The 14,457-nt window shown below is 66.4% G+C and carries 14 protein-coding genes; all 14 read left to right on the top strand.

Annotation, left to right across the window (positions count from 1 at the left end; translation table 11 throughout):
* Positions 1-168: 4Fe-4S binding protein (locus tag HZB86_07095; GenBank protein MBI5905304.1), on the top strand; the 168-nt coding region annotated here is incomplete at its 5' end.
* Positions 169-201: 33 nt separating this feature from the next.
* Entirely contained in the window at positions 202-1,332 is a 1,131-nt protein-coding gene (locus HZB86_07090) for a 2-oxoacid:acceptor oxidoreductase subunit alpha (protein ID MBI5905303.1), read from the top strand.
* A complete protein-coding gene (locus HZB86_07085; protein ID MBI5905302.1) occupies positions 1,332-2,165 on the top strand; it encodes a 2-oxoacid:ferredoxin oxidoreductase subunit beta in 834 nt (277 codons plus the stop codon). Before HZB86_07090 ends, HZB86_07085 begins: the two co-directional genes overlap by 1 nt.
* A 4-nt stretch (positions 2,166-2,169) precedes the next feature.
* Positions 2,170-2,718 (top strand): 2-oxoacid:acceptor oxidoreductase family protein, encoded by a 549-nt coding sequence (locus HZB86_07080; GenBank protein ID MBI5905301.1) that lies wholly within the window; start codon positions 2,170-2,172, stop codon positions 2,716-2,718.
* Between the two features lie 8 nt (positions 2,719-2,726).
* Positions 2,727-3,149: a nucleoside-diphosphate kinase gene (ndk, locus tag HZB86_07075; protein ID MBI5905300.1), complete on the top strand. Its 423-nt coding sequence runs from the start codon at positions 2,727-2,729 to the stop codon at positions 3,147-3,149.
* A 42-nt stretch (positions 3,150-3,191) separates the two neighbouring features.
* The gene (locus HZB86_07070; protein MBI5905299.1) at positions 3,192-5,423 is read left to right on the top strand and encodes an NADP-dependent isocitrate dehydrogenase; all 2,232 of its coding nucleotides are present in this window, start codon (positions 3,192-3,194) and stop codon (positions 5,421-5,423) included.
* Between the two features lie 702 nt (positions 5,424-6,125).
* Positions 6,126-7,172 carry a 23S rRNA (adenine(2503)-C(2))-methyltransferase RlmN gene (rlmN, locus tag HZB86_07065; GenBank protein MBI5905298.1) on the top strand — a complete coding sequence of 349 codons (1,047 nt, stop codon included), beginning with the start codon at positions 6,126-6,128 and terminating at the stop codon, positions 7,170-7,172.
* Between the two features lie 95 nt (positions 7,173-7,267).
* Positions 7,268-8,125 (top strand): S-methyl-5'-thioadenosine phosphorylase, encoded by an 858-nt coding sequence (gene mtnP / locus HZB86_07060; protein ID MBI5905297.1) that lies wholly within the window; start codon positions 7,268-7,270, stop codon positions 8,123-8,125.
* Positions 8,122-8,895, top strand: coding sequence for a tetratricopeptide repeat protein (locus HZB86_07055; protein MBI5905296.1), 774 nt, complete (start codon positions 8,122-8,124; stop codon positions 8,893-8,895). The genes mtnP and HZB86_07055 overlap by 4 nt, the downstream gene beginning before the upstream one ends.
* Positions 8,892-9,737 (top strand): helix-turn-helix domain-containing protein, encoded by an 846-nt coding sequence (locus HZB86_07050; protein ID MBI5905295.1) that lies wholly within the window; start codon positions 8,892-8,894, stop codon positions 9,735-9,737. The genes HZB86_07055 and HZB86_07050 overlap by 4 nt, the downstream gene beginning before the upstream one ends.
* Before the next feature lie 25 nt (positions 9,738-9,762).
* Positions 9,763-10,509 carry a GAF domain-containing protein gene (locus tag HZB86_07045; protein MBI5905294.1) on the top strand — a complete coding sequence of 249 codons (747 nt, stop codon included), beginning with the start codon at positions 9,763-9,765 and terminating at the stop codon, positions 10,507-10,509.
* Positions 10,506-11,261 (top strand): DNA repair protein RecO, encoded by a 756-nt coding sequence (gene recO / locus HZB86_07040; GenBank protein ID MBI5905293.1) that lies wholly within the window; start codon positions 10,506-10,508, stop codon positions 11,259-11,261. The genes HZB86_07045 and recO overlap by 4 nt, the downstream gene beginning before the upstream one ends.
* Before the next feature lie 88 nt (positions 11,262-11,349).
* Entirely contained in the window at positions 11,350-12,228 is an 879-nt protein-coding gene (locus HZB86_07035) for a glycine--tRNA ligase subunit alpha (GenBank protein ID MBI5905292.1), read from the top strand.
* 26 nt (positions 12,229-12,254) lie between these two features.
* On the top strand, positions 12,255-14,345 hold the full coding sequence (locus HZB86_07030; GenBank protein MBI5905291.1) for a glycine--tRNA ligase subunit beta: 2,091 nt from the start codon (positions 12,255-12,257) through the stop codon (positions 14,343-14,345).
* Positions 14,346-14,457 lie beyond the last annotated feature (112 nt).

Here is a 14,457-nt window from a genome sequence, read left to right as displayed (position 1 = left end):
GGCCCGCGCTACTGCAAGGGGTGCGAGATCTGCGTGAAGCTGTGCCCGACCCAGGTGCTGGGCATGGACATGTTCAAGGTGAAGGTGGTCGACATCGACAAGTGCACGATCTGCATGGCGTGCGAGCTGCGGTGCCCCGACTTCGCCATTTTCGTCGAGAAAAAATAGCCTCCCATACGAACCGGAAAAAGTAGAAGACAGGTGGGCAAGATCAAGCTGCGCCAGGGTAACGAGGCGTGCGCGGAGGGAGCCCTGTACGCGGGGTGCAACTTCTTCGGCGGCTACCCGATCACCCCGTCGACCGAGGTGGCCGAGTACCTGGCGAGGCGACTTCCGCTGATCGGCGGGGCGTTCCTGCAGATGGAGGACGAGATCGCGGCGATGGCGGCCGTAATCGGCGGAGCCCTGGCGGGGTGCAAGGCGCTGACCGCGACATCCGGCCCCGGGTTCTCGCTCAAGCAGGAGAACATGGGGTTCGCGATGCTGACCGAGGTTCCGTGCGTGATCGTGAACGTCATGCGCGGCGGGCCTTCGACCGGCGTGCCGACCGGTCCCGGCCAGAGCGACATCATGCAGTGCAAGTGGGGGACGCACGGCGACCACCCGGTCATCTGCCTGACCCCCGCGTACGTCCAGGAGATCTTCACCGAGACCGTGCGCGCGTTCAATCTCTCGGAGAAGTACCGCACTCCGGTCATCATCGCCTTCGACGAGATCGTCGGCCACATGCGGGAGCGGATCGAGATTCCCGACAAGGGGGTCATCCCGGTGGTCGGCCGGGCCAAGCCCACGTGCCCGCCGTCGGAGTACCTGCCGTACGACGACAGCAAGGGGGACGTCCCGCCGATGGCGAACTTCTTCGAGGGGTACCGGTACCACGTCACGGGGCTGAACCACGGCCCCGACGGCTTCCCGGTGAACGCGTCCCCGCGGATCCACACCGACGAGCTGCGGCTGATGCGCAAGGTCGAGGCGAACAAGGCCGACATCGTCAAGTTCGAGGAGTACCAGCTGGCCGACGCGGAGATCGCGATCTTCGCCTACGGTGTTTCCGCCCGATCCGCCAAGACCGCGGTGGAGACGGCCCGGGAGGAAGGGATCAAGGTGGGTCTCTTCCGTCCGCTGACCATCTGGCCGTTTCCCGAGGAGCAGGTCGCGGCGCTCTCCGGGCGCGTGAAGGCGATCGTGGTCCCCGAGCTGTCGCTGGGGCAGATCATCTTCGAAGTGGAGCGGTGCTCGAAGGGTCGTTGCGGGGTCGAGGGGATCTACCGCGTCGACGGCGACCCGATCACCCCGGCGCAGATCCTCGCCAAGGTAAAGGAGGCAAGGTAATGGCGTTCGACTACAACCAGTACATCCGCGGCGGGAAGCTGCCGCACATCTGGTGCCCGGGCTGCACCTACGGCATCGTGTTCAAGTCGCTGCTCCGCGTGGTGGACACCCTGAAGCTCAACCGGGACGATATCGCCCTGGTGTCGGGGATCGGGTGCGCCTCGCGGCTGCCCGGGTATGTGGACTTCAACACCCTCCACACGACCCACGGGCGCGCCCTCGGGTTCGCCACCGGCATCAAGATGGCGAAGCCGGACAAGCACGTCCTGGTGGTCAGCGGCGACGGCGACGCGACGGCGATCGGCGGGAACCACTTCATCCACGCCTGCCGCCGGAACATCGACATCACCGTGCTCGTATTCAACAACTTCATCTACGGGATGACCGGGGGGCAATACTCCCCGACCACCCCCTCCGGCCACCTGGCCACCACGATGCCGTACGGCAACGTCGACCCGTCGTTCAACATCCCGGAGCTGGCAAAGGGAGCCGGGGCGAGCTTCGTGGCCCGCGGGACCGCCTACCACGCGGCGGGGCTCGACCGGCTGATCTCCGACGCGATGCAGCACAAGGGGCTATCGGTGGTCGAGATCATCAACGCGTGCCCGACCACCCACGGCCGCCGCAACAAGTTCAAGAGCCCGACCGACATGCTCCTTTGGATGAAGGACACGTTCATCCCGGCCGTGGCGTTCGACAAGCTTCCGCCGGAGAAGACCGCCGGCAAGTTCCCCATGGGCGTCCTCTTCAAGAAGGAGGGGGTTCCGGAATACTGCGAAACCTACTACGCCATGGCGGAGCGCGTCAGGAAGCCGAAAGAGGGGAGGGCGTAACGCCATGAGCGTGCGATATGAGATCCGGTTTTCCGGTTCCGGCGGCCAGGGGCTGATCCTCGCCGGGGTCATCTTCGCGGAAGCGGCCACCATCTTCGACAAGAAGAACGCCGTGCAGAGCCAGTCGTACGGGCCCGAGGCGCGCGGCGGCGCATCCAAGTCGGAAGTCATCATCTCCGACAGGCCGATCGATTTCCCGAAGGCCACCGAGATCGACCTGATGCTTGCCCTGACGCAGGAGGCGTGTCTGAAGTATTACAAGGACATAAAGCCGACCGGGATCCTCCTTGTGGACGAGGACTTCGTCAAGGAGCTCCCCAAGGGGAATTTCAAGATCGTCAGGCTTCCGATCATCCGGACCGCCTCCGAGGAGATCGGGAAGGCGTTCGTCGCCAACATCGTGGCCATCGGTGCCATCACGGCCTTCACCGGGCAGGTCAGCCTGGAGTCGGTCGAGAAGGCGGTCCTCTCCCGCGTCCCGAAGGGGACCGAGGAGCTGAACAAGAAGGCGCTCATGGCCGGGTACGAGCTCGCGAAGGCGAAGACCGCCTGATGCATCACATGAAGAAGCAGCGGACCCTTTCGATCGTCAAGCCGGACGGAGTCGCCAAGGGAGTGGTCGGGGAGGTCGTCCGGCGATTCGAGGCGGCGGGGATCCGGATCGTCGCGATGCGGATGCTCCACCTCACGAAACAGGAGGCGGAGGGGTTCTACGCCGTCCACCGCGAGCGGCCGTTCTTCGGCTCCCTGACCGATTTCATGTCCTCCGGGCCGATCGTCGTGATGGTCCTCGAGGGTCCGGACGTGATCGCCCGCAACCGCGCGCTGATGGGCGCCACCGACCCGAAGAAGGCCGACAAGGGGACGATCCGCGCCGACCTCGCCGCCAACGTCGAGCGGAACATCGTGCACGGATCCGACGCCCCGGATACGGCCGCAACGGAAATATCGTACTTTTTCAGCAGTTTGGATCTGGTGAGTTAAACCGGAAACGGCCGACCATACCGCGCACCTCAAGGAGAGACCATGACCGCAAAGACGTCGACCATCATCTGGACGAAGATCGACGAAGCACCCGCGTTGGCGACCTACTCCCTCCTTCCCATCGTGCAGGCGTTCACGAAGGGAACCGGCGTTTCCGTGGAGACGAGGGACATCTCTCTCGCGGGCAGGATCATCGCGAACTTTCCGGAAAAGCTGACCGAGAAACAGCGGATCCCGGATTACCTGGCCCAGCTGGGAGAGCTCACGCAGAAACCCGAAGCCAACATCATCAAGCTTCCCAACATCAGCGCGTCCATCCCGCAGCTGGCCGCCGCGATCAAGGAGCTGCAGTCCCACGGGTACGACATCCCGGACTACCCGGAGGAACCGAAGACGGACGCCGAACGGGAGCTCCAGGCCCGGTTCGCCAAGGTCCTCGGGAGCGCCGTGAACCCGGTCCTGCGCGAAGGAAACTCGGACCGCAGGGCGCCGCTTTCGGTAAAGCTGTTCTCGAAGAAGCATCCGCACAAGATGGGCGCGTGGACGCCCGATTCGAAGTCCCACGTGGCGCACATGAACGGGGGGGATTTCTACGGCAGCGAAAAATCCGTCACGTTGCCGAAGGCGACGGAAGCGCGGATCGAGTTCGTCGCCGCCGACGGGAAAACCACCGTCCTGAAGAAGAAGCTGCCCCTGCTGGAAGGGGAGGTGCTCGACGCGACGGTGATGAACGTCCGCGCGCTCCGGAAATTCTACGAGGAGCAGATCGAGGACGCGAGGAAGTCCGGGGTCCTGCTGTCGCTGCACCTCAAGGCCACCATGATGAAGATCTCCGATCCGATCATGTTCGGCCACGCCGTTTCCGTCTACTTCAAGGACGTCTTCGACAAGCACGCGGCGACGTTCAAGTCGCTGGGCGTGAACCCGAACTTCGGCATGGGAGACCTGTACGCGAAAATCGGGAAGCTGCCGGAGGCGGAGCGGGCGGCGATCGAGGCGGACATCCAGGCGGTGTACAAGGTCCGGCCCGCGCTCGCGATGGTCGACTCGGACAAGGGGATCACGAACCTGCACGCCCCGAACGACATCATCGTCGACGCTTCGATGCCGGTCGTCGTCCGCGACTCGGGGAAGATGTGGGGGCCGGACGGAAAGCTCCACGACACGAAGGCGATGATCCCCGACCGGTGCTACGCGACGACGTACCGGACCATCATCGAGGATTGCAGGAAGAACGGGGCGTTCGACCCGGCGACCATCGGGAGCGTGCCGAACGTCGGCCTCATGGCGCAGAAGGCGGAGGAGTACGGCTCCCACGACAAGACGTTCATGGCGCCGGGGAACGGGACCATCCGCGCGGTCGACGTCTCCGGCGCGACCCTTCTGGAGCAGAAGGTGGAGGAGGGGGACATCTTCCGCATGTGCCAGACGAAGGACATCCCGATCCGGGACTGGGTGAAGCTGGCCGTCCAGCGTGCGAAGGCGACCGGGGCGGTCGCGGTCTTCTGGCTGGACGGGAACCGGGCGCACGACGCGCAGATCATCGCGAAGGTGAACCGGTACCTGAAGGACCACGATACGAAGGGGTTGGAGTTCCACATCCTGGCCCCGATCGAGGCGATGAAATTCACGCTGGAACGGTTCCGGGCGGGGAAGGACACGATCTCCGTCACGGGGAACGCGCTGAGGGACTACCTGACCGACCTGTTCCCGATCATCGAGGTGGGGACCAGCGCGAAGATGCTGTCGATCGTCCCCCTTCTCGCGGGGGGCGGGCTGTTCGAGACCGGCGCCGGCGGATCGGCGCCCAAGCACGTCCAGCAGTTCGTGAAGGAGGGGTACTTGCGGTGGGATTCCCTCGGGGAATTCTCCGCGCTCGCGGCGTCCCTGGAGCATCTGGGGAACACGTTCAAGAACGACAAGGCGCTCGTCCTGGCGGAGACGCTGGACCAGGCGATCGGCAAGTTCCTGGACAACAACAAGTCGCCCGCGCGCAAGGTGGGACAGATCGACAACCGGGGGAGCCACTTCTACCTCGCGCTGTACTGGGCGGAGGCGCTGGCCGCGCAGGGCAAGGACAAGGAGCTTCAGAAGCGGTTCGCCGGCGTGGCGAAGGCGCTGGGCGACAATGCGGCGAAGATCGACCAGGAGCTGCTCGCGGCCCAGGCGAAGCCGATGGACATCGGCGGCTACTACGATCCGGACCCGGTCAAGACGTCGAAGGCGATGCGCCCCAGCGCGACCTTCAACGCGATCATCGACTCGATCGCGTAGCACGCCGTTCCACACGACTCCCCGCCGGGCCGCGGAAACGCGGCCCGGCTTTTTTTTCGCCCGGGAAGCCCCGCTCGGCAAGGCTCCTTTGTTATGGTGCTTCGTTCCTCGTGCCCCCGAGGCATCCCTTCGCGGGGGTACCCCGCCGGCGCGAAGCTCATAGCGGGGCGGGGGGCTTCCTCTCGGGGACGTTCGCGACCTTCTCCCGCTCACTGCGGGTTTCACTCGACGCAATCTCCGCCTCGCTCCACACGCCCCCTGCGAGGAACCCCCCGCCGTGCCCCTCGGTTTTCCTGTTGCGGGGTACCCCGACGGCGCGAAGCTAGTGTCGGGGCGTCACTCCGCACGCCGACATGGGAGCGTACGGAGCAGGGGGTCCCCTGAGCGCCCCATGCTCCCCGCTGGAGGGGTACCCCACCGATACGATCGTTCCCGGTGGGGCAGAGACCGACAGCGCGGAACCGGCGGAGAACCCGCACTATTGATGAAATAGATGTGTTCGGGGCGAGAAGGCTGGCCGAAGGGCGGGGAGAGTAGCGCATACCACGTTCGATGTTCGGAGACGGGGAGCCTGTCGGCGCATGCCCCGACACGGGCTTCGCGCCGTCGGGGTACCCCCGCTGTAGGAAAAACGGGGGGCACGAACGGGGAGCCCCCTGCGCAGTAGCGAGCTACGCCTGCGTGCCGTGGTATCTTGAATAAATGGTGAACGGAGTCGCGGGACGCACCGACCTGAAGGGGATGACGCTCCCGGAGCTGGAACGGTTCTTCGCCCGGTGGGGGAAGGAGCGGTACCGCGCGCGGCAGGTGTCCCGCTGGATCTACGAAAAGCACGTGGAAGCGTTCGCGGCGATGACGGACCTTTCGAAGGAGTTCCGCGCGCTGCTTTCGGGATCGTGCACGATCTCCGCCCCGCCAGCAGAGCGGATCGAGGTCTCCTCCGACGGGACGGAGAAGTACCTGTTCCGTCTCGGCGACGGGGAGGCGATGGAGAGCGTCCTCATCCCGGACGAGGGACGACGGACCCTCTGCGTCTCCTCCCAAGTGGGGTGCGCCCTCGGGTGCGTCTTCTGCGCCACCGGGGCGATGGGGTTCCGGCGCGACATGACGTCCGCGGAGATCGTCCACCAGGTCTGCTTCGCCGCGAAGCGGCTGGCGGAGCGGGGAGAACGGCTCTCGAACGTCGTCTTCATGGGGATGGGGGAGCCGCTCCTGAACGTCGACGAGGTGTCCCGCGCGGTGGAGATCCTCCTCTCCCAGCACGGATTCTGCCTTTCGGGGAAGAGGGTGACCGTCTCGACGGCCGGGATCGTTCCGGCGATGATCGCGCTCGCGGAGAAGTACCCCGTGAGCTTCGCCGTATCCGTCAACGCCTCCGACGACGCGAAGCGATCGACGCTGATGCCGGTGAACCGGAAATACCCGCTGAAGGATCTTGTCACGGCGATGAAGCGGATTCCTCTCCGGAGCGGCCGGAAGGTGACGGCGGAGTACGTGCTCCTCGCCGGGGTGAACGATTCCCCGGAGGACGCCGCCGCGCTCGCCCGCCTCTTCCGGGGCGGCCGGATCAAGGTGAACCTGATCCCGTACAACCCCCACGAGGGGGCGCCGTTCGGGGCGCCCGAGAAGGGGAGGGCGGACCGGTTCCGGGACGTCCTGCTCGCCGCCGGAATCCAGGCGATCACCCGGGAACGCCGCGGCGAGGACATCCGCGCCGCGTGCGGGCAGCTTCGGACCGAGGCGACGTAGCCTAAGGCGGCGTCCCGGGGAAAAAGAGTTGAGCGTTGTTCCCGATCTGCCTATAGTTTAAAGGGTATCTCCGACACCGGAAGAAGGAAGGACGCATGTCCGACATCCTCGGGATCATCGGCGGTTCCGGCCTCTACGAAATGGAAGGGATGAGGAACGTCCGCCAGGTCACCGTGCGGACCCCGTTTGGCGACCCTTCCGACGCGATCACGGTGGGCGAGATCGACGGCCGCACGCTGGCGTTCCTGCCCCGCCACGGGCGGGGGCACAGGATCCCGCCGTCCCGGATCAACTACCGGGCGAACATCTACGCGATGAAGAAGATCGGCGTCGACGCGATCCTTTCCATCTCCGCCGTCGGCAGCATGAAGGAGCGGATCCGCCCCGGCGACATCGTCGTCGTCGACCAGTTCTACGACCACACGAAGTTCCGGCCCAACACGTTCTTCGAGGACGGCGTGGCGGGGCACATCGCCTTCGCGGACCCGGTGTGCCCGGTCCTCTCGGAGGCGGCCCACGCTTCGGCGCGGAAGGTGGTGAAGCGGGTCCACCGCGGCGGGACGTACCTGTGCATGGAGGGGCCGGCGTTCTCGACGCGCGCGGAGTCGAACATCTACCGGAAGTGGGGCGTCGATGTGATCGGCATGACGAACATGCCGGAGGCGAAGCTCGCCCGGGAAGCCGAAATCTGCTACGCCGCGCTCGCGCTGGCCACCGACTACGACTGCTGGCACGCGTCGGAGGAGGACGTCACGGTAGAGGCGATCCTGGCCATCCTCCGCAGGAACGTGGAGAATTCCAAACGGATCGTCCGGGAGGTGGCGAAGCGCCTTCCCCTCCCCGGCGGGTGCCGCTGCGGGAACGCCCTCGAATTCGCCCTCATAACCGACCGGAAGCGGATTCCGGCCTCCGCCCGGAAACGTCTGTCCCTCCTCGTCGGGAAATACCTTTGAAAGCCCCCCGCCGCTTCCGCGCGATCCTCGTCCCCTGTCTGGCCGCCGCGCTGGTCGCTTCCTGCGGGACGCCGTCCGTCGACCGGAAGAAGGAGGCGGCGGCCCGCATGCGGATGGGCGTCACCTACCTCGACCAGAGCAACCTCCACATGGCGATGACGGAGCTTTCGCGGGCCGCGGAGCTCGACCCGACCAACCCCGAAGTCGACATGATGCTCGGACTGACGTACCGGGCCCGCGGCGACCAGGCGAAGGCGGAGGAGTACCTCCGGTCCGCCATCTCCAAGAATCCGGACTACGCCGACGCGCGGAACAACCTCGGAATCGTCCTGGCCGGGCGGAAGGCGTGGGACGAGGCGATCCGCGAATTCGAGGCCGCGGCGGGAAACGTCCTGTACGCGACGCCGGAGTGGGCCTACTACAACGCCGGGGAAGCGTACCGCCTGAAGGGAGACGCTTCGATGGCGCACGCGTCGTACCGGAAGGCGATCCGGGTCAACGATCGGTACGCGCCCGCGTACCTCGGCCTCTCCGTGGTCCTCGGCGGGGCGGACCGGTGGGAAGACGCCGCGGACGCCCTCGCCCGTTGCGTGGAACGCGTACCCGACTACGTCGACGGGTGGATGGAGCTCGGGCGCGTCCAGGCCCGGCTCAAGCGCACCACGGACGCGGTGAAGTCGTTCAAGACGGTGCTCGAATTGTCGAGGGAGCCCGGGATCCGGAAACAGGCGGTGGGATACCTGGCCGTCCTCGAATCGGAAAAACGGTGAACGCGAGCAACGCGGGCGCGTCCTGGAAAGAACGCCGCGAGGCGATGGGGAAGACCATCGACGACGTCTCCTCGGAGCTTCGGATCGGGCGGAAGTACCTGGAGGGGATCGAGCGGGGGGACTACGAGGGATGGCCGGAACGCGTCTTCTCCTCCGGCTTCATCCGGACGTACGCCCGGTATCTCTCGGAATCCCCCGGGCCGGTGCTGACCGAGTACGAGCGCTCCGTCCGGCAGAACGCGGAAGGGGAGACGGCCGCCCAGCTCCGCCCCGAGTGGCTGGAGCGGGAAAGGGAACGAGGGAACCGGCGGACCACGTACACCCTGGCGGCCGGGGCGGTCCTCCTTCTCGGAATCGTCCTTTCCTGGGTTTCGCTTCGCGGCAGGAACCTCCCGCCGCCCCCTCCCCCCGCGGCCCCGGCCGTCTCCGCCATCGCCGTCCCGGACAATGCGGGGATCTCCCGGGACAACGCGGCGGCGCCGGGAACGCCGGACAACGTCGTTCCCGCATCGCAGGCCGCGCCTCCGTCGTCGACGCCTCCCTCCGTCTCCCCGGCGGCCGCTCCCCCCACGGTGTCCACGGTCGGAGGGCAAGGAGTACCGTCCGGCCCGTTCCAGCTTTTCCTCGAGGCGAGCGAACAGACGTGGGTGATGTACAGCTTCGACGACGGGGACCCGATCGATGCCACGCTGTATGCGGGCGACAAGATCAGCATCCAGGCGAAAAAGCGGATCTCGCTGAAGCTCGGGAACGCCGGCGGCGTCGTCGGGACGTTGAACGGCAAGCGCCTCCCCCCGTTCGGGGAGCGCGGGCAGGTCCGCCGATTCACCCTCGGGGAGTGATTCCGTACATCGCGGCGGAGGGGGGATGAACAGGGCCGTCGTCCACTGCCGGAAGTGCGGCCGGCAGATGAAGCGGGATCGGACCGATTTCGACCAGGTCCACTGGTCGTGCGGCTGCGGCTTCCGCGACCGCACTCCCGCCGCCCGTCCGGCCGCCATGCAGCCGTATCCGAAGGGCGACGTGTTCGCCCAGATCCGTTTCCGCGCCGGCGGGGACGTTATGTTCGAGGTTCCCAGGGACAAGGATTCCCGGTACGAGCTGATGTCCCTGGACGAGATCACCCGGCTGGTGAGCGGGGAGATCCCCCTCGCGAACGTGCTGGACGAGATCGTCGGGAAGATCGCCGGACGGATGCGGGTGGAAGTGTGTTCCATCTACCTGAACCGCGGCGGCCAGCTCGTCCTGTCGGCCACCCACGGCCTGGCGAAGGAGGCGGTGGGGAAGGTCCGGCTCGCGATCGGCGAAGGGATCACCGGCGCGGCCGCGAAGTCCGGAAATCCGGTCGCGGTGCCGGACGCGACGACCGACCCGAGGTACCGCCACTTCGCGGTGGCGCGGGAGGAGAAGTACAAGGCCATGCTTTCCTGGCCGATCCTCGACGACGGCGGGCGGGTGATCGGGGTGATCAACATCCAGACCGTCCGGGTACGCAGCTTCACCTCCCAGGAGGCCAGCTACATCTCCGTCGTGGCGGGCCTGGTGCGCGCCGGCCTCCGCATCCGGGACCGGGTCCGGGACGTCCCGGTGGAATCCGCGCCCGACGGACGATGAGCGCCGTCGGGGCACGGACGTTCCACACCTCCCCCGCGTTTCTCGTGCGTTCCGCCGACATGGGAGAGGCGGACCGGAGGCTCTCCTTCTTCACGCGGGACGCGGGCGTGGTCGCCACGGTCGGCAAGTCCGCCTGGCGCAGCAGGAAACGTTTCGGCGGGACCCTCCAGCGGTACGTTCTCCTCGACGTCTCCTGGACCGAATCTCCGGGGAAACTCGCCGTCCTGTCGGCCGCTTCCATATCCGAGTCGTTCTGGCCGGTCGTCGAGGATTGGGACAAGGTTCGCCACGCCGACTATCTCCTCGAAATCGCCGCCGAGCTGTTCCCCCAGGCGGGGCCCAAGCCGAAGGCGTTCGGAATCCTGCTGGACGGTTTCCGGGCCCTCGCCGCCGGCGAGTCGCCGGGGCAGACCGCGCGCAGGGTGGAGGCCGGATTTCTCGCCGTGGGGGGATGGGGTCCCGACCTGTCGGGGTGCCGAAGATGCGGGAAAATGGATTGCAGATGGTACCGGTTCGTCCCGTCGGAAGGGGGCGTTCTTTGCGAATCGTGCCCCCCGGCCGGCGGCGGGCGGCTCTCCCTCGGTTCGCTCAAGACGTGGAGAGCGCTGCAGACGGGGAAGAGCGCCGCCAGGGGACGCCTGCGGATCCCGGACCCCATTATTCTGGAATTACAGGTGGTTATCCCCGGATATGTCGAGTATTGCCTCGGGAAGGCGACCCGGAGCTTGGGGGGAGAGGCCCTCCGTATATAGCAAAACCCTCAATTTTCCTAATGATTCGTCTTGACAACCCGTTCGGGCGAGTGATAAGTATGCCTATCACTTCCGCCGGGAGGCTATGGTGCTTTTCCAAGACCTCGTCCTGTCCCTTCAGCGCTTCTGGGCCGACAAAGGGTGCGTGATCCACCAGCCGTACGACATCGAGGTGGGAGCCGGTACCTTCAACCCGGCCACCTTCCTCCGGGCCCTCGGCCCCGAGCCGTGGAACACGGCGTACGTGGAGCCATCCCGCCGCCCGACGGACGGCCGGTACGGCGAGAACCCGAACCGCCTCCAGCACTACTACCAGTTCCAGGTCATCATGAAGCCGTGCCCCTACGACTACGTCGAGCTGTACCTCGACTCCCTGAGGGCGGTGGGCATCGATCCGCTGAAGCACGACATCCGGTTCGTCGAGGACGACTGGGAGTCCCCGACCCTCGGCGCGTGGGGTCTCGGGTGGGAGGTCTGGCTGGACGGGATGGAGATCACCCAGTTCACCTACTTCCAGCAGTGCGGCGGCATCGACCTGAAACCGGTGTCGGGCGAGATCACCTACGGGATCGAGCGGATCGCGATGTACCTGCAGAACGTGAACAACGTGTTCGACCTCAAGTGGGTGGGGGACGTCACGTACGGGGACGTCCACCACCGCGGCGAGGTCGAGTGGTCGAAGTACAATTTCGAGGCCGCCGACATCCCGATGCTCTTCTCCCTGTTCAACATGTACGAGAAGGAGTGCCAGGCGCTCCTGGAGCGGAAGCTGGTTCTCCCGGCGTACGACTACTGCCTCAAATGCTCCCACACGTTCAACATGCTGGATGCCCGCGGAGCGATCTCCGTGACCGAGCGGACCTCCTACATCGGCCGCGTCCGGAATCTCGCGCGGTTCTGCGCGGAGGGTTTCCTCCGGTCGCGCGAGGAGATGGGATTCCCGCTGCTTCGCAAATTCTCCGGCTGAAGAAACCCCCGCGAGAGGTCCAAGAGATGGAACGCGACTACCTGCTCGAGATCGGCTGCGAGGAAATCCCCGCGGGGTTCGTCGGCCCCGCGCTCTGGTTCGGCGGCCAGCAGTTCGAGGAGACGCTCCGGAAAGCGCGTCTCTCCTTCGCGAAGGTGGACATCTACGGAACGCCGCGGAGGCTGACCTACGTCATCCGCGCACTTTCCGACCGGCAGGAGGCGAAGAGCGAGACCGTCCTGGGTCCCCCGAAGGCGGTGGCGTTCGACGCATCCGGAAAGCCGACGAAGGCGGCGCTCGGGTTCGCGAAGTCCCAGGGCGTGGAACTGTCCGCCCTCTCGGTCTTCCCGACCGACCGCGGGGAGTACCTCGGATTCGTCCGCGAAGAGGCGTCCCGGCCGGTCCAGGAGGTCCTTCCGAAGATCGTCTCCGACTTCCTTCCCGCCATACCCTTCAAGAAGTCGATGCGCTGGGCCGACCTCGACGTCCGGTTCGCGCGGCCCGTGCACTGGATCGTCTCCCTCTACGGCGACGAGGTGCTTCCGTTCGGGTTCGGAAACGTGAACTCCGGCCGGACCACCTACGGCCACCGGTTCCTCTCCCCCGGTCCGATCGAGCTTTCCTCGACGGCGGAGTACTCCGCGGCGCTTTCCGCCGCGAAGGTCTTCGTCGACCTCGAGGTGCGCAAGGACAGGATCCGCTCGGGGCTTCGGGAGCTCGAGGCGAAGACGGGAACGAAATGGGTCGAGGACGAGCCGCTCGTCGAGACCGTGGCGAACCTGGTGGAGTTCCCGGTCGTCCTCTCCGGCCGGTTCGATGAGAAGTACCTGGCGCTGCCGCGGGAGGTCCTCGTCACATCGATGCGGGTCAACCAGAAATATTTCGTCTTCGAGGACGCCTCGGGCGGCCTCTCCCCGTCGTTCGGCTTCGTGTCGAACATGGTCGTCCCCGACAACGGCGTGGTCGTGGCCGGGAACGAGCGGGTGCTCCGCGCCCGCCTGTCCGACGCGGAGTTCTACTACTGGGACGACCTGAAGAAGCCCCTCTTCGACCGGACGGAGGCGCTCAAGAAAGTGCTCTTCCAGGCGGACATGGGGACGTACTGGGAGAAGGTCGAGCGGATGGCCGACGTCGCCGAATTCGTCGCCTCCTTCGGCTTTCCCGGGAAAGCGAAGGAGTGCCGCCGCGCCGCGTTCCTCAGCAAGGCCGACCTCACGACCGGCGTCATCAAGGAGTTCCCCGAGCTGCAGGGGGTCATGGGACGCCACTACGCTTCGATGACCGGGGAGACGGCCGAGGTCGCGCAGTCGATCCTCGATCATTACCTCCCCAAGGGGCAGTCGGACGACCTCCCGGGAACCGAGGTCGGCGCGGCCGTCGCGATCGCCGACAAGATCGACATGGTGTGCGGCTGCTTCGGGGTTGGGCTGATCCCGACGGGCACCGCGGATCCGTACGGACTGCGCCGCCACACGCTCGGGATCCTATCCATCCTCGAGGCGAGGAACCTCCGGATCCCGATCGAGGGGCTGGTGGACCGGTCGCTCGCGACGCTTGCCGGGAAACTCAAGTCGCCCGCCGCCGAGGTGCGCAGGAAGGTCGTGGATTTCATCGGCGGGCGGTACCTGAACCTGCACGTTTCCCAGGGCACCCCGTCGGACCTCGTCGAGGCGGTTCTCGCCGCGGGCCTTTCCGACGTCGTGGACCTGCGGGCGAAGCGGACCGCGCTGGTCGCGTTCCGCGCGGACGCGGCGTTCGAGCCACTCGCGGAGGTGTTCAAGCGGGCGATCAACATCTCGAAGACGTACGAGGGCACCCTCGAGGTGTCGTCGAAGCTGTTCGAGACCGACGAGGAGCGCGCGCTCCACGCCGCCTCCGCGGGCGTGTCCGGTCGCGTGGCGGCGGCGGCGAGGGACGGCCGGTACGACCAGGCGTTCCGGGAGATGGCCGCCCTGCAGCCGCTGGTCGCCGCGTTTTTCGAAAAGGTCCTCGTGATGGCGAAGGACGAGAAGGTGAAGAACAACCGGCTCGCGCTCCTGAAGGGGCTGTCCGCGGCGTTCTCGGCGGTGGCGGACTTCTCCAGGGTGGCGTCTTCGGGGCAGCCGAAACAAGGGTAACCGGAGGGGAGACGAATGGCATCCAAGAGGGTCGACGTTTTCGGGGGCGGGCAGTCCGAAGGGCACGGCACGTTGAAGGTCGTGCTCGGCCGGAAGGGCGCTGGCCTCGCCG

This window comes from Deltaproteobacteria bacterium (genome assembly GCA_016234845.1).
Taxonomy (GTDB): Bacteria; Desulfobacterota; Deferrimicrobia; order Deferrimicrobiales; family Deferrimicrobiaceae; genus JACRNP01.
The sequence above is the reverse complement of the archived record's forward strand: the minus strand, read 5'-3'. Positions and strand labels throughout refer to the sequence as shown.